Annotated in this window: 15 protein-coding genes and 2 pseudogenes; 9 read left to right on the top strand and 8 right to left on the bottom strand. The window is 62.1% G+C overall.

All coding sequences use genetic code 11. The annotated features are described in order from the left end of the window. Positions 1-265 precede the first annotated feature (265 nt). The 4 genes from CDA63_RS10645 (at position 266) to mutM (ending at position 5,401) form a co-directional block, all read left to right on the top strand. Positions 266-2,041, top strand: a complete 1,776-nt coding sequence (locus CDA63_RS10645) for an ABC transporter ATP-binding protein (protein ID WP_088464439.1) — start codon at positions 266-268, stop codon at positions 2,039-2,041. A 439-nt stretch (positions 2,042-2,480) separates the two neighbouring features. Next, positions 2,481-3,368, top strand: coding sequence for a M48 family metalloprotease (locus tag CDA63_RS10650; protein ID WP_088464440.1), 888 nt, complete (start codon positions 2,481-2,483; stop codon positions 3,366-3,368). 153 nt (positions 3,369-3,521) lie between these two features. Then, complete coding sequence (locus CDA63_RS10655) at positions 3,522-4,421, top strand: PhzF family phenazine biosynthesis protein (RefSeq protein ID WP_088464441.1); 900 nt, start codon at positions 3,522-3,524, stop codon at positions 4,419-4,421. 149 nt (positions 4,422-4,570) lie between these two features. Further along, positions 4,571-5,401, top strand: coding sequence for a DNA-formamidopyrimidine glycosylase (gene mutM, locus CDA63_RS10660; protein WP_088464442.1), 831 nt, complete (start codon positions 4,571-4,573; stop codon positions 5,399-5,401). Between the two features lie 53 nt (positions 5,402-5,454). On the opposite strand, the gene CDA63_RS10665 is transcribed toward mutM, so the two are convergent. After that, positions 5,455-6,486 carry an SDR family NAD(P)-dependent oxidoreductase gene (locus tag CDA63_RS10665; protein ID WP_088464443.1) on the bottom strand — a complete coding sequence of 344 codons (1,032 nt, stop codon included), beginning with the start codon at positions 6,484-6,486 and terminating at the stop codon, positions 5,455-5,457. Between the two features lie 625 nt (positions 6,487-7,111). On the opposite strand from CDA63_RS10665, the gene CDA63_RS10675 reads away from it, so the two are divergent. Next, on the top strand, positions 7,112-7,669 hold the full coding sequence (locus CDA63_RS10675; RefSeq protein ID WP_088464445.1) for a hypothetical protein: 558 nt from the start codon (positions 7,112-7,114) through the stop codon (positions 7,667-7,669). A 31-nt stretch (positions 7,670-7,700) separates the two neighbouring features. On the opposite strand, the gene CDA63_RS10680 is transcribed toward CDA63_RS10675, so the two are convergent. After that, entirely contained in the window at positions 7,701-8,576 is an 876-nt protein-coding gene (locus CDA63_RS10680) for a sterol desaturase family protein (protein ID WP_088464446.1), read from the bottom strand. Positions 8,577-8,863: 287 nt separating this feature from the next. Here CDA63_RS10680 and CDA63_RS10690 point away from each other — a divergent pair. Continuing rightward, positions 8,864-10,407, top strand: a pseudogene (locus tag CDA63_RS10690) (SulP family inorganic anion transporter). A 178-nt stretch (positions 10,408-10,585) separates the two neighbouring features. Here the strand turns inward: CDA63_RS10690 and CDA63_RS10695 are convergent. The 3 genes from CDA63_RS10695 to CDA63_RS10705 form a co-directional block, all read right to left on the bottom strand. Then, complete coding sequence (locus CDA63_RS10695; RefSeq protein WP_242434642.1) at positions 10,586-11,491, bottom strand: SDR family oxidoreductase; 906 nt, start codon at positions 11,489-11,491, stop codon at positions 10,586-10,588. A gap of 50 nt (positions 11,492-11,541) precedes the next feature. Then, on the bottom strand, positions 11,542-12,564 hold the full coding sequence (locus tag CDA63_RS10700; protein ID WP_088464448.1) for an NAD-dependent epimerase/dehydratase family protein: 1,023 nt from the start codon (positions 12,562-12,564) through the stop codon (positions 11,542-11,544). A 238-nt stretch (positions 12,565-12,802) separates the two neighbouring features. After that, positions 12,803-13,495, bottom strand: coding sequence for a TIGR04283 family arsenosugar biosynthesis glycosyltransferase (locus CDA63_RS10705; RefSeq protein WP_088464449.1), 693 nt, complete (start codon positions 13,493-13,495; stop codon positions 12,803-12,805). A gap of 291 nt (positions 13,496-13,786) precedes the next feature. Between CDA63_RS10705 and CDA63_RS10710 the strand changes: the two genes are divergently transcribed. The 3 genes from CDA63_RS10710 (at position 13,787) to CDA63_RS10720 (ending at position 16,337) form a co-directional block, all read left to right on the top strand. After that, positions 13,787-14,767: a DUF547 domain-containing protein gene (locus CDA63_RS10710; RefSeq protein WP_199797520.1), complete on the top strand. Its 981-nt coding sequence runs from the start codon at positions 13,787-13,789 to the stop codon at positions 14,765-14,767. A 112-nt stretch (positions 14,768-14,879) separates the two neighbouring features. Continuing rightward, positions 14,880-15,476: a DUF6134 family protein gene (locus CDA63_RS10715; protein ID WP_088464450.1), complete on the top strand. Its 597-nt coding sequence runs from the start codon at positions 14,880-14,882 to the stop codon at positions 15,474-15,476. A gap of 174 nt (positions 15,477-15,650) precedes the next feature. Beyond that, positions 15,651-16,337, top strand: a complete 687-nt coding sequence (locus CDA63_RS10720) for a haloacid dehalogenase type II (RefSeq protein WP_088464451.1) — start codon at positions 15,651-15,653, stop codon at positions 16,335-16,337. 151 nt (positions 16,338-16,488) lie between these two features. Here CDA63_RS10720 and CDA63_RS21355 read toward each other — a convergent pair whose 3' ends face one another. The 3 genes and pseudogenes from CDA63_RS21355 to CDA63_RS10735 all read right to left on the bottom strand — a co-directional run bounded on the left by CDA63_RS21355 (position 16,489) and on the right by CDA63_RS10735 (position 19,237). Further along, positions 16,489-16,896, bottom strand: coding sequence for a hypothetical protein (locus tag CDA63_RS21355; RefSeq protein WP_088464452.1), 408 nt, complete (start codon positions 16,894-16,896; stop codon positions 16,489-16,491). 86 nt (positions 16,897-16,982) lie between these two features. Beyond that, positions 16,983-17,930 (bottom strand): annotated as a pseudogene (locus CDA63_RS21360) (dihydrolipoyl dehydrogenase family protein); the annotation flags it as partial. A gap of 239 nt (positions 17,931-18,169) precedes the next feature. After that, positions 18,170-19,237, bottom strand: coding sequence for an acetamidase/formamidase family protein (locus tag CDA63_RS10735; RefSeq protein WP_088464454.1), 1,068 nt, complete (start codon positions 19,235-19,237; stop codon positions 18,170-18,172). Positions 19,238-19,304 lie beyond the last annotated feature (67 nt).

A 19,304-nucleotide genomic window follows, 5' to 3' on the forward strand; every position in this document is an offset into this window, starting at 1 on the left:
AGAAAATGGCGGTGATTCGAGTGGGGTCGGGCGGGCCGCGAAAGCCTGCACGGAATCCAATCGGCGCACCCGACCGAAACTATCCGGGCCCGACTTAGGTACTCGCCGGTTGGGGCCACGGCATAGCAGTAACGTGCTACTAGCCGTAAGGATTCGGCCGACCGCCAGTATGGCACGCCGTATTTAGAAGAAAGCCCGTTTTCAGCATGATAAAACCTTCCACCCGGCTCGCGGCTTTTCCTCCGATTCTTTCTTCCCTGATTTTATGAAAATCCTTTTCGCTTACCTGCGGCACTACCGTGGGCTGCTGGTGCTGGCCTTGCTGCTGGCCGCTATCAACCAGGTTTTTTCCCTACTCGACCCTTATATTTTCCGGCAGATTATTGACCGGCACGTGGTGACAGCTGGGACCAACGTGCTTGAAAACGGGTTCTGGACCTTCCTGATGGGCGGGGCCGGCCTACTGATTCTGCAGGCTATGGGCGTGGCCATGGTGAGCCGCATCGCCAAGAACTTCCAGGATTACTACACCAACGTCATCACCCAGCGCCTCGGAGCCGAGCTCTACTCCGACGGCCTGCGCCATTCCCTGGAATTGCCCTACCAAGTGTTCGAAGACCAGCGTTCGGGCGAAACCCTGGGTAAGCTCCAGAAGGTGCGCACCGACGTGGAGAAGCTCATTCAGAGCTTCGTCAACATCCTGTTTATCTCACTGGTGGGCATCGTGTTCGTGACCTGGTACGCCCTGAGCGTGTACTGGCCCATTGCGGTGGTGTACTTCCTCACCATCCCGCTGCTGGGCTCCCTGAGCCTGTTCCTGAGCAAGCGCATCAAGGTGATTCAGAAGACGATTGTGGCCGAAACCACGGCCTTGGCCGGCTCCACCACCGAGAGCCTGCGCAACATCGAGCTGATTAAAAGCCTCGGGCTGGCCCAGCAGGAAACCCTGCGCCTGAACGCCACGACCGAGAAAATCCTGAAACTGGAGCTGCGCAAGGTGCGGTATCTGCGGTCCTTGTCGTTCATTCAGGGCACGTTCGTTAACCTGATGCGCAACGTGATTCTGCTCATGCTGCTGTTTCTGGTGGTGCGCCAGACCATTTCGGTGGGCGAGTTCTTCTCGTTCTTCATTTACTCGTTCGCCATTTTCGGGCCGCTCCAGGAGATGGGCACCATCATCAACGTGTACCGCGAAACCGAGGCCTCGCTGGCCAACTACCAGCAGATTCTCGATACGCCCAAGGAGCTCAAGCCGGCCCATCCCAGAGTCATCGACCAGATCGAAACGCTGGAATTCGACGACGTGCATTTCCAGCACCTCACGGCCAGCACCCCGGCCCTGGCCGGCATTAGCTTCCGCACCAAGCTGGGCGAAACCATTGCCTTCGTGGGGCCTTCGGGCTCGGGCAAAACCACCCTGGTAAAGCTGCTGGTGGGCCTCTACCCGCCCGCCGCCGGCCAGATTCTCTACAACGGCATCTCCGGCCCCGAACTCGACCTGGACACGCTGCGGGAGCAAATCGGATTCGTGACCCAGGACACCCAGCTGTTCGCCGGTACCATCCGCGAAAACCTGCGCTTCGTGGCCCCCAACGCCACCGACGCGCAGTGCCTCGAAGCCCTGCGCCAGGCGGCGGCTGACTCGCTGCTCGCCCGCGCCCCACTGGGCCTCGACACGGTAATCGGCGAAGGCGGCGTGAAGGTTTCGGGCGGCGAAAAGCAGCGCTTAAGCATTGCGAGGGCCCTGCTGCGCCACCCCACCCTGCTCGTGTTCGATGAGGCCACGTCGGCTCTCGACTCGCTCACGGAGGAGGAAATCAGCCAGACGGTGCGCGAGTTATCGGGTTCGCGCCAGCACATCACCATCCTCATCGCCCACCGCCTGAGCACCATCCTGCACGCCGACCGCATCTTCGTGCTCGAACGCGGCCACGTGGCCGAAGCCGGCCGCCACACCGAGCTGCTAGAGCAGCGCGGCCTCTACTATGCCATGTGGCGCCAGCAAATCGGCGAACGGCCATTGGCGGCGGTGACTCAGTGATAGTAAAGCTGTTTAGAAAGTCCATAGCACGTCATGCTTAATCTGGCATCCGCTTGTCGAAGCGTTTCTACCGCTTCGTTGAACGACTGCTACGAAATGGTAGAGATGCTTCGGCTGCGCTCTGCTTCGCTCAGCATGACGTGCTATGGACTTTCTAAACAGCTTCCATGCATCGGCCCAGTACCACCTTGCACTGGTAGCCCGTTCGCTAGTCCGGCAATTTACCGCCGCCCTTCAGCGTTAGACTCAGGCCAGCTTCCAGGTTTTTTGGTGCTTGCCGGAATGTAGTTGCGGGGCTTGCTGTTTTCCAATAGCTCAACCTTCGCATTGCCCAGCCAAAATGGCTCGTATTGCCTTAGCAACCGGCCAATTCAGGCGTTAGGGCAGCATTCCGGCAAGGTAGTTGCCTTGTTTTACGCGCACTATAGAGGACTTATTCATGACTGATCCACGCTTTTTCCGCCGCTTTGCCGGGCTACTGCTGGCCGGGTGGCTTTTGCTGGCCGGCTCCGCCGAAGCTCAATCCGGCGGCCAGCGCGACGTACTGCGCGAAATCACCGACGTTGTCGGCCTTAAGCCCCGGTTTCAGCTGCGGGCCACCAATGAAGTGCAGAACGCGGCCGCCGTGGTCTATGGCGGTCAGCGCTACCTGCTCTACAACCCGCAGTTCGTAACCGCCGTGAACCGGGCCGGCCGCACCGACTGGGCTGGCATCAGCATTCTGGCCCACGAAATGGGGCATCACCTCAATGGCCACACCTTGCGCGCGGGCGGCTCGAACCCCACCGACGAGCTGGAAGCCGACGAGTTTTCGGGCTTCGTGCTGCGCAAGATGGGTGCCAGTATGGCCCAGGCTCAGGCCGGCATGGCCATCGTATCCGACGAGCAGGCCTCTCCAACCCATCCGGGCCGCCAGACCCGCCTCACGGCTATCGGGCAGGGCTGGCAGCGCGCCAGCCAGCAGATTGTGGCCAGCACCCGTGGAACTGCCCCTTCGGCCGAGCCGGCCATGCTGGCCAGCCGCCCCGCCCCGGCCCCCGTGCGCCAGGTAGCAACCCGCCTGACCGCACCGGTGAGCATGCTGGGCAAAATCACGTTCCGCAGCAACCCCAACGAAGATTTCTACGTGACGAGCCGCTTGAGCGTGGTTCATCTCGGCCGCGATGAGCAGACGGCCGAGGTAGTCGGCCGCCTCACCCGCTCCGAGAGCATCACCTACCCCTACGTTCTCATCGACAGCCAGCAGCGCCGCCTCTACATCAGCCGCTCGGGTGACATTTTCGACACCCAGGGCCGCCAGGTAGCCCTGCTCACGGACCCATCGTAGTTTAGAAGTGAGAAAAGGAACGTCGTGCTGAAGAAGGAAGCATCTCGCATGCTGATGTTGCAGTATTGATTTGACGTTCTCTCGTATAACGGCCGGTTTCCCGCGGGGGAAGCCGGCCGTTTATCTTTGGGCTCATTTACTGCTTTCTCTTCGATGCCGATTTACCCTTTTCTATTGGTTGATGCCTTTACTGATACGGCCCTGGGTGGTAACCCCTGCGCCGTGGTGCTCGATGCCGACGACCTTAGCCCCGACCAGATGCAACGCTTGGCCCGGGAGTTCAACCAGTCGGAAACGGCTTTTGTGCGCCGCTCGGCAGTAGCCGAGTTCGGGGTGCGCTACTTTACGCCGGGCGAAGAAATCCCCCTCGCCGGCCACCCCACCATCGCCACCCTCACGGCCCTGCTGCACATTGGCCGCCTGGCCCGCCCCACCGGCCGCCCCCACGACCTGCACCTGGAGTTGCTCCACGGCCCCGTCGCCATCCGGGTTTCGCCCGCCGAAACCGGTCAGCCGCACTTTATCCGCATGACCCAGCGCCGCCCCGAGTTCGGGCCTTTGCACGAGCCGGCCGAGGTGCTGCCCCTGTTCGGCCTCACGCCCGCCGACCTGCTGCCCGGCGCCGTCATCCAGACCGTGAGCACCGGCACGCCGCAGCTCATGGTTCCGTTGCGTGACGCAGCCACGTTGCGCCGGGCCCATTTGCCTGATCCAGCCGCCCTGAATGCCTACCGCCAGGCCAGCGGGTTTTTCAGTTCCCACCTGTTCTGCCTCGAAGGGGCCACGCCGGCCGGCACCACTTTCGCCCGCCACCTGTGCACCCCACCCGACCTACCCGAAGACCCGGTCACGGGCTCGGCCACTGGCGGCATGGCCGCCTACCTCTGGCACTACGGCCTACTTTCTAACCCCGAATTCGTGGCCGAGCAGGGCCACTGGATGGGCCGGCCGGGCACAGTGCAGGTAGCGGTGCAGGGCCCGCCCGAGGCCATCGAGGCGGTGCACATCGGCGGCCAGGGCGTGGTAGTGGTGCAGGGCGAACTGCGGCTTTGAAGTGGGAAGTTAAGGGCGCTGGCCGGTTGTAGAGGCGGGCCTTGTCCCCGCCCGCCGTTGAATGGCTTGCATTGGAGTTGTTCAACGGCCTGTAATGAAATCGTTCAACGGCGGGCTGGAGCAAGCCCAGCCCCTACAAAATCCCCCTCATGCCCGAATTACCCGAAGTTGAAACCTACCGCCGCTTCCTGGATGAATTGGTAGTGGGCCAGACGATTACCGCTTTCGAAGTGCTCGACGCCCACATACTGGGCCTGCCCGAAGACACGCTGCGGCAGGCCTTGGTCGGCCGCACGATTACCGGCACCAGCCGGCTAGGCAAGAACTGCTTTCTATTGCTTGATGACGGCCGCGCTTTCGTGCTGCACTTCGGTATGAGCGGCGACATTGGAGCCTACCGCGACGCAGCCGACACGCCCCGCTTCACCCGTGTGGCACTGCACCTCGCCGATTCGGGGTTGCGGGTGGCCTTCATCGACCCACGCAAGTTTGGGCGCCTCCGGCTGGCCGAAAGCGTAGCCGCCTACCAGCAGGCCAAAAAGCTCGGCCCCGATGCCCTGGAACTCACGGTAGCCGAGCTGACCGCTAAGCTGGCCAAGCGCAAAACCCTAATCAAGCCCCTGCTCCTCGACCAGCACCTCACGGCCGGCCTGGGCAACTGGATTGTGGACGAGGTGCTGTTCCAGGCCAAAATCCACCCCGAGCGCATTGCCAACACGCTGACCGCGGCCGAAGTGAAACGCCTGCACGCCGCTATTCAGCTGGTCCTCACCACGGCCATTGCCCAGGAGGCCACCTACCGGAACTTTCCGGCCGGCTTCCTCATCCACGCCCGCGAGTGGGATGAGTCTGCCACGCCCGGCACCGATGCCCACCAGTTCTGCCCCCGCCACCCGCGCACACTCATCGAGAAGCAATACGTGGGCGGCCGGGCCACCTACTTTTGCCCCAAGTGCCAGGTATTGGAGTCAATGAAGTAGGTGTTCAATTTGGTCGACACTGCTGACCCTCGTTTTTCTAAGGGGCACCTAACCTATTCACCCAGCTCGTTGTTCTTCTCCGCAGCTTTTTGGGTGAGTGTAGTGAGCCACGACTGGCTGAGGGCCGACTGGCTTTCGTAGCCGAAGCGACGCTCATCGCCCATGAATTCGGCTGGGCCGGGCAGGGCGCGGTTGAGCCAGCTGAGCACGTTGGCAGTGGTGCCGGGCAGCAGGCCGTGGAAGGCGGCGAGCAGCTTGGCGGGCAGGCTCAGGATAACTTCGGCCTCGCCGCGGCGGCAGGCATTCCAGATTTCACGGCCCGCCCGCTCGGCGTTCATCGACACGGCCGGCAGCGAGTCGGCAATGCTGAAAGCGGCGTACTCCTGCTCGTGCTGGCCCTTGACGATGGCATTGCGGGGACTGCCAGTACGCAGCAGCCCGGGGCAGACGGTGGTAACCTTGATGCCGTGCTCCAACAGCTCGGCTCGAAAACCTTCGGAAAGGCCCACCAGCGCGAATTTGCCGGCGCTGTAAGGCACCAGATGCGGCACGGCCACCTTGCCGCCCACCGAGGCAATGTTCACGATGCGGCCCTCGCCCCGGCGGCGCATATCGGGCAGCACGGCTTGCATGGCGTGCAGCGGAGCCCAAAAGTGCACATTGAGCGACTCCTCGTAGTCGCGGATTTCCATGTGGTCGAGCGGCCCGGCCACGATAACGCCGGCGTTGTTGATGAGCACATCGATACTGCCGAACTGCTGCTGGACTTTGGCCACCATGGCGCGCACTTCGTTGGCGTTGGTGAGGTCGTGGGCCAGGGCCAGCACCTGGGCCCCGCCCTGGGCCAGCTCTTGGCGGGCACGTTCGAGCTCCTGGGCATCGCGGGCACAGATGGCCACGCGGGCACCCTCGGCTACGGCCTGGCGGGCCAGAATCAAACCCAATCCGCGCGAGCCGCCCGTGATGAGCACTGTGCGGCCGGCCAGCTCGTAGCTGCCGCGGCGGTTGGCGTAGAGGGTGGCGGCCAGTAGGGCGGCGGCGCTGGCGGCGGCCACGAGCCAGGAGTTGCGGGTATCAGTTTTCATAAGCGGTTGGAATAGCGAGGGGATAATAAGCTGTAAGGGATTCGGGGCCTAAAGGTTGCCGGCCGGGCCGGCAGCAACGTAGTTTTTTGGCAATTCCGGGAATATAACCGCCTCCTGAAACGTTGCAGACAGCAGTTGCCTAAAAACTGGCATCATCTTTACTACCCCGCCCTCCTGCCCGGGGGCCTTACCTTTGCCCCACCACCTATCCGGCCTCAGCCGCCGGCTTTCTTCGTTCCGTCTTCTTCTGCTTATGAAAGCGCTTTTGTTCGCCGCCCTGCTCACCCTCACCGCCGCCCCCGCCCTGCAGGCCCAGACCGCCGCCCGCCGCTCAGTCAGGTAGGGGCCAAATTTCTTCCAGGGGGTGGTCAGGGCGTTGGCTTCGGCCAGCCGCAGTTGTTCGTGCGTCATAAAAAGAATCGGGCCGGCCACCGGCCGCCGGTTCAGGAAACCAAAAATCGGGCCCTGTTAAGCCGGCAAAGATACTGGGTTACCGGTTACCCGCTATTGAGGAGCCGGCAACCGGGTAACTGAACACTGATATTACTGGTTGCAGCTCACTGAAAGCCTACTTATATTTCCCTATATATTACGGCCCGCCCACTAACCTGCTATTAAGCTATCCATGAAAGTATTCTTCCTTTTCCTGCTCCTGTTTATTGCAACTGGCCCCGCAACGCGGGCGCAGGCCTGCCGGCAAGTCGAAATTGCAGTTACGCCAGTGCAAAAAAAGGTACTGCGGGAATACATTACGCAGTGCCGCCGGGGTCGGTATTTTGTGGAAGACAAAGGCTTGGTGAAGTTGGTGGCCTACCAGAATGCCGCCGGGCAGCAAGTCTGGCAGCTGGTAGCCTTGATTGACGACCGGTATCAGGCCAACCCAGCAACGGCCTACAGCCTGTTTGGCAACGATGTAATCCTGGTATACCAAGCCGATAGCCTGGGGAATATTAGTGAGCGGCCGGCCCCCGACAAACAGGCCGCCAACGCCATTCTGACGCCTATTGTGGCCAGCCGCACCTACCGGCAACCGCTGATTACCGAGAGCTTCGTAGACGTGCCCAAGGCTGACGGCGGCACGCGGAAAGTACCGACCCGAACTGTAATTGGTGGCAACTATTGGAACAGCCAGAAAATTCTGTTCTACCCGGATGGCACATATAAAGTCCTCATCGGGGTATAATCGCACCTGCCACTACAGCCACCAGTTTCCCTTACTCCGCCAGCTCCGTCATCGGCCCGTTGTACTCGGGATGCTCGGGCACCTCACCGCTTGGCAAGGCCCAAGTGTCCTGGGGTTCCAATGGCAGCGCCAGCAGGCGGGGCACGGTCTGGCCGGCCGGGTCGGCGAAAGCGGGCACGCCGATGGTAAGGTCCTGCTGGGGCACGTTGAGGCGCAGGGTGCGGTGGAGCCGGTCCCAGAGCGTAAGCACGACGCCGAAGTTGCTCTGGGTTTCGCGGTCGACCATGGAGTGGTGGATGCCGTGGGCGCGGGGCGTGACCATGAACGGGGCCAGGCGGCGCTCCAACTCGTAGGGCAGCGCCAGGTTGGTATGGTGGAAGGCAGTGCAGGCTTCAAACACCACCTCGAAGCCCAGAGCCGTGGAACCGCGCACGCCCATTAAGGCGGCAATGCCGGCCCGGTACGGGATACTGGCCAGCATCTCGCCGAAATGAAACCGCCAGGCCGTGGTCAGGTCCATGTCGAGGTCGGAGTGGTGGACGCGGTGGAAGCGCCAGAGCAGCGGCGAGTGCAGCAGCCGGTGCCAGGAATAACCCAAGTAGTCGAGCAGCAGCACTTCGGCCAGCGTACGGGCTGGCTCGGGCAGGCGCGAGAGGGGCGTGCGGTACGGGGCCATGAGGTTGCCCAGACCCACCATGGCGGGCAGCAGTGTAAGGCGCATGGCGGGCAGCGAGGGCGCGGCCACCAGCACGTTGCGTACCCACCGTTCGGTGCGGGGCCGGGTGCGCTTGCGCAGTGGCTTGCGGGTTTCAAACAGCAGCAGGCCCAGGCCCACGACGGCCAGGATGGGGGTTGCGTATTTATCGAACCGCTTGAGCAGCGGGTGAGAGGCAGGAAACAGGTTCATCAGCTGTCAGTTGTCAGATACGAGAAAACAAAGAACGTCATTCAGAGCATGCTGCGCTTAGAGCAGCATGCTCTGAATGACGTTTGACTGACAACTGACAACCGACAACTGGCCATCAACCCCTCGCAACCAGCAACTGAATCCGTACCTTTGCGGGTGCTTATGCTCTTTTTCGGTCTTCCCATCTTCCAGCTGACCCCACCCTGAGGCCGGGTCTTCAGCTTGTCCGCCGCCGCTCCTGACTCCAGGGGCTGGCGGCTTTTCTTTGGCCTTTTTCACCCGCATTTATGCAACAAGTCCTGCACTACTTCACGCAGTATAAAGTCAATTATAAAAACGAAATTCTTTCGGGCCTAACGGTGGCCCTGGCCCTGATTCCGGAGGCCGTGGCCTTTTCCATTATTGCCGGTGTGCCCCCGCTGGTAGGTTTGTACGCCGCCTTCATGATGGGCCTCGTGACCTCGGTGCTGGGCGGGCGGCCGGGCATGATTTCGGGCGCAACCGGGGCCGTGGCCGTGGTGCTGGTGGCCCTGGCCAAAACGCACGGGGTCGAGTACATTTTCGCCACCGTTATCCTGGCCGGCCTGCTGCAGGTGCTGGCGGGCGTGCTGCGGCTGGGTAAGTTTATCCGGCTGGTGCCCCACTCCGTCATGTTTGGCTTCGTCAATGGCCTGGCCATCATCATCTTCCTCTCCCAGCTGGTCCAGTTTCAGGCCATTGGGGCCGATGGGGCGTTGCATTGGCTGACGGGAACGGCCCTGCTGACGATGGCGGGGCTGGTGGGCCTCACCATTGCCATCATCGTGGCGCTGCCGCGCCTGACGAAGGTGGTGCCGGCTTCGCTGACGGCCATTCTGGTGGTCTCGGCGCTGGTTATCGGGTTCGGCATCAACACTAAAACGGTGGGCGATATTGCTTCCATTCAGGGCGGCTTCCCTCCTTTCCACATCCCGAGCGTGCCGTTCACGCTGGGCACGCTGGGACTGATATTTCCTTACGCTGCCATCGTGGCCGGGGTGGGCCTGATTGAGAGCCTGCTAACGTTGAACCTGATCGACGAAATCACCGAAACCCGGGGCCGCAGCAACAAGGAGTGCGTGGCCCAGGGTACGGCTAACATCCTGTCGGGCCTGTTTTCGGGCATGGGTGGCTGCGCCATGATCGGGCAAAGCCTCATCAACATCTCCTCCGGGGCCCGGGCCCGCCTCTCGGGCATGGTGGCCTCCATTATGCTGCTGGTGTTCATCATGTTCGGCGCTTCGCTGATTGAACAGGTGCCGATGGCCGCCCTTACCGGCCTCATGATTATGGTTTCGGTGGGTACTTTCGAGTGGGCTTCGCTGAAAACGTTTGGCAAAATGCCGGTTTCCGACCTCGTCGTGATGATTCTGGTGACCCTGATTACGGTGGTGCTCCACAACCTGGCCCTGGCCGTGCTCATTGGGGTGGTTATCGCGGCGCTGGTGTTTGCCTGGGAAAACGCCCGCCGCATCCGGGCCCGCAAGCACCTCGACGAGGCCGGCGTGAAGCACTACGAAATCTTCGGACCGCTGTTCTTCGGCTCGGTGCAGGCCTTCGGTGAGAAATTCGACGTAGCCGACGACCCCACCGAAGTCATCATGACTTCCGCGAAAGCCGGGTCACTGATATGTCGGCCATCGAGGCCCTCAACAAGCTTACCGAGCGTTACCACCGCCTGGGCAAAACCGTGCACCTGCGCCATCTCAGCCCCGACTGCCGCCACCTGCTCCAACGCGCCGACTCGCTCATTGACGTGAACATCCTGGAAGATCCCACCTATCACGTCGCAGGTGCCGATTTAATGTATTGAGCTGTAGCGCGAAGCTCCCGCCGTTCTGCGTGAGCTCGAAAGCAGCAGCCGACTGCCGCTCCGACAGAAAAGGACCTTATCCCGCAAGCGCAGCCATTATAATGGCCTGCTTCAGCGAGATAAGGTTCTTTTTCTGTCAGGAAGATGGTTTACGTTGGCCCGTCAGATACCAGTGGCTTTACTCGTAGAAATTGCGCAGCCGGCGCATGCTCGTGAGCACCACCCAGTCGCCGAGGCGGGGGAAGTTGCCGTGGACGATGGCAATGAGCCAGCCCAGGGCTGAAATAACGGTGCGCTGCCGCCGCTTGCGAATGTGACGCAGGATGATGGCGGCTACCTCGGTCTGGGTTTTCTGCCAACGGGGCTTGCGGTAGGCAATGGGCACGGGCTGGCCCGCGGCATCGAGCACGCGCTTGTCCTCATCGTTTTCGGTGAACCCGATGTGAACCACCCCAAAGTGGACGCCGGTACCATCAAGCTCCAAACGCAGGGTGTGAGCCAGGTTGGTGAGGGCCGCCTTGCCAGCGCAGTAGGCCGAGCCGCTGGGCATCCCGTTCAGAGCCGAAATCGAGGAAATAAACGTGACGCTGCCCTGGCTTTCGAGCAGGTGAGGCAGGGCAGCCTTGAGCGGAAACACGGCCCCGTACACGTTGCTGTCGAGCACTTGCCGGAACACGTCGGGGCTCATGTCGAGAAAATAGGCCCGCTGCGAGATGCTGGCGTTAGCCACCAGAATATCGAGGCGGCCAAACTCACCGATGGCCGTTTCTACCAGTGCTTCGCAGGCGTCATAATCCGTTACGTCGGCTACGCGGGCGGCCACGGTGGCCCCGGCCGCTTCGAGCTGCTGGCGGGTGGCTTCGAGCCGGTCGGCGCGGCGGCCGTTGAGCACCACGGCGGCTCCGGCGGCGCATAGGGCCCGGGCCGTTTCGCGGCCAATGCCCGACTCGGACCCCGTAACAATGGCCACCCGCCCAGCCAGCGGCCCCACCGTGGGCAGGGGCCGGCGCACAATGGGCGCGGCAACTGCTTCAGCGGCCGTCGAAGCGGCCGTAATGCGTTCAGGAACTTGGGTAACTACCATTGATCAGGATTCCATTGCGGCCGGAGCCGGATGTGCTGCAAACATACGGGTTAAACATACCGCTGGGCTTTAAACCAGGCAAAAGCTTCGGTTACAGCTTGGGCCACAGGTGTCTGCGGAAGGCCCAGTTCCTGCCGGGCCTTATCGGGCCGGAAGTAATGCCCATCGTTGGCCACGGCCGTCATGGCGGCGTTCAGGCGGCCCGGCCGACCCGTCAGGCGGGCCTGCCAACTGCTGATGGCCCCGTAGAGCTGGGCCGCTCCGGCCGGGATGGGCCAGCGCGGCGGGGCCACGCCCAGCAGCCCGGCAATGAGTTGGAAAGCCTCGCGGTAGCTCAGGTTTTCATTGCCCAGAATATACGACTCTCCTACCCGACCCTGGCTAAGGGCATTCACGGTGGCCGTGGCCACGTCGCGGACGTGCACGTAATTTTTGCCGCCGGGCGGGTAGCCGGGCACGTTGCCCCGGTAAATTTCCAGCAGCAATGCCCCGGAAGTCGGTTTCACATCGTCGGGGCCCAGCATGAAGGTGGGGTGGACCAGCACGGCCGGCAGCTGCTCGCGGGCCACGGCGGCCAGCACGAGGTCGGTGGCGGCGCGCTTGCTGTCCATGTAATCGAGGCCGTAGCGGGCGCCGGCGTAGGGGCGGGTTTCGTCGCCGGGGTTTTCCTGGGTTCCGAAGCCGAAAACGTTGGCCGTGCCCACGTACACCAGTCGTTTCACGCCCGCCTGCCGGGCCAGGGCCAGCACGGTTTCGGTGCCGCCCAGGTTCGCGGCCCACAATGCCGGGTCGCGGGCTGGGTTCACGCTGGCCAGCGCGGCGGCATGAATCATGCCTCCGCAGCCGTCGGCCGCCCCGGCCAGGGTGGCGGGCTGGGTCAGGTCGCCCTCCCGATACTCTACGTTCCAGGCAGCCGGAAACGGGGGCGGCGTTCCGGGCCGCACCAGCGCCCGCACGGCGTGGCCGCGCCGATGCAGCTCGGCCACCAAATGGCGCCCCAGAAACCCGTTGGCCCCGGTAACGAGGGTTGGTTTTTGGGTATCGGTGGTCAGTGAATGGTTGGTGCCTGACATACTGATGTGGAGAACTATTTTCTAAGGCTAACGGCCTAGCTCCCCTGCTTTGATAGGAAGGGCTGGGGGTGGTTGATTATATTGGGACGGTTATTAAAGCTGGTTTTTAGCTGACGTTCTAAGGCCATCAACTATCCCCAGCCCACACTCGCTTTAAGCGCTACATTTTCCAAAGAGGGCAGCTAGGTTCTAGCTCCTTCCGAACACAGGCCAAAAACCACCCGCCAACAACCACCCGCTACCGATGCTTAATCATGGCCTTATAAGTGCGGCCGATGCGGGCGGGCTCCACTTTCATAAAGTATAGCGCGAAGGCCGTGAGGTTGGCTAGCTGCACCCGCAGCCAGCCGTTGTGCTCGTACTTGCGGGCCGATACCATTACGCTCTGGGGCACAATAAGGAAGCGTGCCACCCGGCGGATACGCTGGATAATCTCGAAGTCTTCCATCACCACAAACCGTTCGTTGAAGCCACCCAGCCGCTCGAACAAGGCGCGGGTAATGAACAGCGTCTGGTCGCCGCCCCGGCTCATGAGGCCCTTGAACCGGGTGCCGTAGCTGTTGATGCGCAGCAGCGGGTGAGCCGAATCGAAACGGAAGCGGTAGCAGCCGGCCTCGTAGCCCGCTGCCACGGCCTGCCCGATGGTAGTCACGTAATCGGGGTGGATACCGACGTCGGCATGCACGAAGTACAGGGAGTCGCCGCTGGCGTGGGCGGCGCCGTGGTTCATTTGGGCGGCGCGGCCGGGCCGGGAACCCAGCAGCACCGTGGCCCCGGCAGCTTCGGCCAGGGCCGCAGTACCGTCGGTGCTTTGGGCATCTACCACCAGAATTTCTATGGCGTCGGCCGGGCCGAAATCGCGCAGCTGTTGCACCAGTTGGGCAATGTGCGGGGCCTCGTTGTAGGTGGGAATGATGATGCTAAGAAACATGGAAAGCAGAACTGGGCGCGCAATTTGCGCAATTTCCGGCAGGCCGGACCGCTACGGCGCAACGCCTGTGGCGGTCAGGGAGGTTGTTTAGCCTCTGCCCAGCCCCAGAACGCGGTTTATCCCGTACGATATGCAAGGGGTGCAGAGTTTGGTTCGGCCGGCGAATCCGGGACCCGGTGCGGCGCGTTAATTGCAGCAGCGGTTACCGGGCCCCGCGTTTTTGCCGTATGCCCCAACAACTTGCCAGCTACCACAACTGGCGAAACCGTTTCCTTTTTCCCCTCACTTCGCATGAATTTTTTCCGTCCTTTTCTTCTGACGCTGGTTTCCGCCACCACCCTCACCGCCACGGCCTGCGACGGCCCGGCCCGCACCACCAGTACCGCCACGGCCCCGACTGCCCCAGTTGCGGCCATTACTCCCACGGCTACAGTCGCCGCTGCTCCAGATTCAGCCGGGCCTGTTGCTGTTGCTGCCGAAACGCCCGTAACGGCCGCAGCTTCGGCCCCAGCGGCGGCGGTTAAGCCAGCGGCGCGGGCCAAAGCGGTTGCCGTTACTCCAGTTGCCTCTGCCGTTTCAGCCTCGCCGGTGGTGGCTCCGACCGCGGCTGCTCCGGCCGCCGCGTTCAGCCACGCCGCCTTCGATAAGCTGCTGAAAAAGTATGTAAACAGCCAGGGCCGCGTGAATTACAAGGGCTTCAAGAGCGAGGAAAAGGCGTTTAACGACTACCTGGCCCAGCTCAGCAAGAACCCGCCGACGGCCGCCGACAGCAAGGCCGAGCAGATGGCCTTCTGGATCAACGCCTACAATGCCTACACCATCCGCCTGATTCTCGACAACTACCCGCTCAAGAGCATCAAGGATATCGGGGAGCCCTGGAAGAAGGTATTTTTCAGCATCGGTGGCGAGAAGATGAGCCTCGATAACATCGAGCACGGCATCCTGCGCAAGAAATTCAACGACCCGCGCATCCACTTTGCCCTGGTGTGCGCCTCCATCTCGTGCCCGCCCCTGCGCCCCGAGGCCTACAGCGCCGCCCGCCTCAGCGCCCAGCTCGACGACCAGGCCCGCGACTTCCTCAACAACCCCGGCAAAAACAAGCTCACGGCCTCCAGCGCCCAGCTTTCCAGCTACTTCGACTGGTACAAGGACGACTGGAACCAGAACGGCCAGTCGGTGGTAAAGTGGGTGAACAAGTACGCGAAAACCAAAATCGACAGCAACACGAAAATCAGTTTCATGGACTACAACTGGAACCTGAACGAGCAGTAAACCTTTTTTAACCAGCGCGACGAAGAACGGGTAGGGTGCGGGGCAAGCCCCGCACCTTACCCGTTCTTCGATGTGAGACCGAACTGTTGCCAAAGAAACCGTCTGCTTTCGAATGAAACACCTTTTACTCCTGCTTTTACTGCCCATCTTCAGCCAGGCCCAAACGCCCGAAACGCGGCGCTACGCCATTGAGGTAGCGGGCCTGCGGGTAGGCACCATGACGGCAACGCGCCAGTTGCCCACGCCCGCCAACCCCGAAACCATCAGCACGCTCACCAGCGACGTGCAGGTGGATATTCTGTTCTATCACCTCGTCATCTATTACAAGGTGACCAACTACATGCGCGGGGGCCAGTTGCGTTTGTCTACCGTGGATGCGCGCACCAACCAGGGCAACTTTTCGTCGCGCACCGAGTGGAAAAACGACCATTACGACATTGTGGCCAACCAGTACAAATACAAGTATAAGGCCACCGAAACCAAGCCCATCCGCTACACAGTAACCGACATGTTTTTCGGGGAACCCACCGGCCAGAACCGGGCGTTTGCGGAGTATTTCGGGGATTTTTTCGTAGTCAAACCTGGCAAGCCCAACCGCTACCAGGCCATCCGCGACGGCCGCGAAGACGAGTACCAGTACCAGAATGGCCAGCTGGTTACGCTCATCAAGAAGAACCCGCTCAAGAACTTCATTATCCGGTTACTGTAGACCGCAGCGCCGCTCCACTGCCAGCCAAAAGCCCGGATTTTATCCGGCTAAAAAGCCGCTGCCGCGTAGTCCGGTGGCGGCTTTTTGCGTATTCGGAGCCCATGCCTACCCGGCGCACCTTCGTCGCTGGCCGCCGCCACTGCGGTAGCCGGCCTTTTCCCTACTCTTTCCGCCATGCCCGCTACCTCCCCCCGCCCCAAGTTGCTGCTGTTCGACGTGAACGAAACCCTGCTCGATCTGGGCAAGCTACAACAGGCCGTTAATCAGGATTTTAAGTCCGAATTTGCCTTCAAGCAGTGGTTTTCGCTGCTGCTACAGTACTCGCTCGTCGATACCACCACGGCCAACTACCACGATTTCGGCCAGATTGGCGATGCGGCCCTCGATATGCTGGCCCAGGCCTTAGGCCAGCAGGCCCGCCCCAAAGCCCGCAAAAAGGAACTGCTCCAACTCATCACCGAGCTGCCCCCCCACCCCGATGTGGTACCGGGCCTCAAAGCCTTCCAGCAGGCCGGTTTCCGGCTCGCCACCCTCACCAACTCGCCCCCGAGCACGCTGCAGAAACAGATGAAATACGCCGGCCTCACCGACTACTTCGAGGAGCTGTGCAGCATCGACAGCCTCAAACGCTACAAGCCCCACCCCGACACCTACCTCACCACCTGCCAGGCCCTGGGCGTGGCCCCGGCCGATTCGATGCTGGTGGCCGCCCACGGCTGGGACACGGCCGGGGCCCTACTGGCGGGCTTACAAGCCGCTTTCGTAGCCCGTCCCGGCCAGCAACAGTACCCGCTGGCCCCTGCCCCCACCCTGGTCGGCACCACGCTGGAAGATATTGCCCGGCAGTTGGTTAGCGTTTAGCAAAGAACCGTCATGCTGAGCGAAGCGGAGCGTAGTCGAAGCATCTCTACCGCAATACTGATTCTGACACTAAGGTTGCCATTGCAGTAAAGATGCTTCGACTACGCTCCGCTTCGCTCAGCATGACTGTCTTTTTCTCCTCCCCTGACAACTACAGCTTGTACGCTACATCCAGCCCCAATTGCATTAGCGGGGTGATTTCCTGATGGTCCACGATCAGCTTCTGGTTGATGCGGGCGGCCACCGGGTAGGGGTACACTTTATCGAAGATGGCACCGATGCCCAGGCCGCTGGTATTGGCCAGAATCAGCTCCTGAATTAGCTCGCCGGCGCCGGGAGCCACCATGGCGCCACCCAGAATCCGGCGTTTCTGGCCGGGGATGGGGAGCAGGTTTTTCTCGATGAACAGCAGCAGCCGGCCGTAGCGGTGCTCATCAACCACAGCCCGGTCGTCGTCGGCGAAGTCGGTTTCCCACCGCTCGTAGCTCGTGCTCGCTTTTTTAGCTCGGGCTCGTCGAGGCCGAAGTGGGCTACTTCGGGGTCGGTGAACGTGACCCAGGAGAAGTGGTCGTAGTCAAGTTGCTTCTTGATTGGCGAGAAGAAGTTGAACACCAGCAGGCGCATGTGCAGCTCGGCCCCGTGGCTGAATTTGAGCGAGTTGGCCGCGTCGCCGGCCACCACAATATCGGGGTTGGTGGTAGTCAGGTGCTCATCGAGCTTAATGTGGCCATCCTCATCGACCTCAATGCCGGCCTTCTCCAGCTGCAAGCCCTCGAAGCGCACCTCCCGCCCGATGGCCACATAGCCAATATCGAAATCGAGCCCAAACTCGGCCCCTTCCTTGGGCTGCACACGGGCGTGGGTGGCACTGCTGAAGCTGACTACTTCAGCGTTGCAGTGGATGGTGAGGCCCTCGGCCCGCAACCGCTCCTCCAGCACTTGGCTGATGGTGGCATCCTCGTGCTCCAGCAGCCGCGGGCCGTGGTGCACGATGGTTACCTGGGAGCCGAGGCGCTGCATGGCCTGGCCCAGCTCCACGCTGTTGGGGCCGCCACCCACCACTAGCAGCCGCGCGGGCAAGTGGCGCAAATCCCAGACGTGCTGGTTGTCGTAGAGCTGCACCCGCTCCGCCCCGGGAAGCTGCAGCTGCTTCGGACGCGAGCCGGTAGCCACGGCCAGCTTGCGCCCCCGGTAGGTTCGCCCGTTGATTTCGACCTCGTGCTCGCCTACGAATTTCGGCGTCCCGATTTCCACCGTTACGCCCTGTTCGCGCAGGTAGTCGGGGTTTTCGTGGTGGCGGATGATGGCCTGGCGGCTCTGCACGTAATCCATGACCTGGGCCATATCGGCCGCGCCGCTTACCTGCAGGCCGAACTGAGTGGCCTGCCGGGCCTGGTGCACCTGCCGCGAAGCATGGATGAGAGCCTTGCTGGGCACGCAGCCGTGGTTGAGGCAGTCGCCGCCCACATCTTGGGCGGTGCGGTCAATCAGCAGCACCCGCATATCGGCCTTGGCCATAAACAGGGCCAGCCCCAGCCCAGCCGAGCCGGCCCCGAGCACAATCAGGTCAAAATCAGCTTCCTTTTTCGTCATAAGGATACTTTACGGGCAAGCGTTGTCGGCGGGTTGTGCGGGTGGCGTTGGGCCTGGTATGCGCCTCACCCCCTAGCCCCCTCTCCGAAAAAGGAGAGGGGGAACCAGATGCTAAATTTTAGTCTAGTGGTGGCGGCTTTAGTTCTAAAACTAAAAGCTAGTCCCCCTCTTCTTTTTCGGAGAGGGGGCTAGGGGGTGAGGCGCATGCCAGGCCAACGCTGAACGCCCAAGTCGAAACCTCACTTGCGCTTGCGTTTCGCCCCGGTTTCCCCCGTGAAAATGTTCTTCGGAATCATGGCGTGCACGCCCTTGGTGCCGTCGACGAGCTGGGTGATTTCCATATCGGCGGCCACGCTGGCCAGCATGTAGGCGTCGTCGTGGCTGAGGTGCTTGGTGGTCATCAGGAAGTCGAGCATCTCGCGCAGAGCAATTTTGGTGGCCTTGGTCAGGTCCTCGTCGGTGCCCATCGTGAGGTAGTGGGTGGGCGTTTCGGCCCGGGGCCAGGTCAGGTGCAGGTCTTTGCGCACGATGAACTCCAGCTCCCCGGTCAACGACGTTTCCAGGGCCGTAATATCGACTTCGCCGTTGCCCTGGCCGGCGTGCCCGTCGCCCACCTCAAACAGCGCGCCCGCCACGTGCACCGGAATGAAGAGCGTGGTGCCGGCTACCAGCTCCTTATTGTCGAGGTTGCCGGCGTGGATGCCGGGCGGGGCACTGTTGATGCGGCCGGCCGCGGGCGGTGGGGCCACGCCCATGCTCCCAAAGAACGGCCGCAGCGGAATATCGATGCCCGGGGCGAAACGGGCCAGCATCTTCTGCTTGTCGAGCGGGATGATGCGCATGCGGGCGTAGCCGAAATCCTCAGGCAGAAAGCCGCTGGTGGGCCCGAAGGCGTTGTAGGCGTACGGTATGGCCAGCTCCACCTTATGGATGCGTACTTCGAGCACGTCGCCGGCTTCGGCCCCGGCCACGTAAATCGGGCCCGTCAGGATGTGCCCGCCGGGCCCCTTGTTGCTGACGGTCTGGTAAATCGCGCGCAGGGCCGGCTCCACCTGGTCGGGGGCCACGCCGGCTCCTTCGAGTTTGGTGGGGCTGGAGGTGATGAGCGTGCTAACCCGCACCCGGTCGCCGGAGTTGATGCGCAGGACAGGCGTGGCGGCGGCATCATAAAAGCCCCAGGCCACGGTGGTGGGCGAGGCGTCGAGTTGGTGGGTAACGGGCCGGGCGGGCGCGGTCTGGGCCCGCAGGCCAGTGGTTGGGGCCAAGCCGAGGGCCGCTATGGGCAGCAGGAAGTAGCGTAGTTTCATGGGGAGCAGGGAGTTTGGCTAAAGGCGCGGCCCACCGCCAGCAGGTTGCGCGGCTGTAGCGCGAAGC

Source organism: Hymenobacter amundsenii (assembly GCF_002204745.1).
Lineage (GTDB): Bacteria > Bacteroidota > Bacteroidia > Cytophagales > Hymenobacteraceae > Hymenobacter > Hymenobacter amundsenii.

Excerpts from the sequence above, each read along its gene's own strand:
- CDA63_RS10665 (WP_088464443.1), bottom strand. The coding sequence starts at position 6,486 with ATGAAAACTGATACCCGCAACTCCTGGCTCGTGGCCGCCGCCAGCGCC.
- CDA63_RS10720 (WP_088464451.1), top strand. The coding sequence starts at position 15,651 with ATGCCCGCTACCTCCCCCCGCCCCAAGTTGCTGCTGTTCGACGTGAAC.
- CDA63_RS10700 (WP_088464448.1), bottom strand. The coding sequence starts at position 12,564 with ATGTCAGGCACCAACCATTCACTGACCACCGATACCCAAAAACCAACC.
- CDA63_RS10735 (WP_088464454.1), bottom strand. The coding sequence starts at position 19,237 with ATGAAACTACGCTACTTCCTGCTGCCCATAGCGGCCCTCGGCTTGGCC.
- CDA63_RS10680 (WP_088464446.1), bottom strand. The coding sequence starts at position 8,576 with ATGAACCTGTTTCCTGCCTCTCACCCGCTGCTCAAGCGGTTCGATAAA.
- mutM (WP_088464442.1), top strand. The coding sequence starts at position 4,571 with ATGCCCGAATTACCCGAAGTTGAAACCTACCGCCGCTTCCTGGATGAA.
- CDA63_RS10695 (WP_242434642.1), bottom strand. The coding sequence starts at position 11,491 with ATGGTAGTTACCCAAGTTCCTGAACGCATTACGGCCGCTTCGACGGCC.
- CDA63_RS10650 (WP_088464440.1), top strand. The coding sequence starts at position 2,481 with ATGACTGATCCACGCTTTTTCCGCCGCTTTGCCGGGCTACTGCTGGCC.
- CDA63_RS10675 (WP_088464445.1), top strand. The coding sequence starts at position 7,112 with ATGAAAGTATTCTTCCTTTTCCTGCTCCTGTTTATTGCAACTGGCCCC.
- CDA63_RS10705 (WP_088464449.1), bottom strand. The coding sequence starts at position 13,495 with ATGTTTCTTAGCATCATCATTCCCACCTACAACGAGGCCCCGCACATT.
- CDA63_RS10715 (WP_088464450.1), top strand. The coding sequence starts at position 14,880 with ATGAAACACCTTTTACTCCTGCTTTTACTGCCCATCTTCAGCCAGGCC.
- CDA63_RS10710 (WP_199797520.1), top strand. The coding sequence starts at position 13,787 with ATGAATTTTTTCCGTCCTTTTCTTCTGACGCTGGTTTCCGCCACCACC.
- CDA63_RS10645 (WP_088464439.1), top strand. The coding sequence starts at position 266 with ATGAAAATCCTTTTCGCTTACCTGCGGCACTACCGTGGGCTGCTGGTG.
- CDA63_RS10655 (WP_088464441.1), top strand. The coding sequence starts at position 3,522 with ATGCCGATTTACCCTTTTCTATTGGTTGATGCCTTTACTGATACGGCC.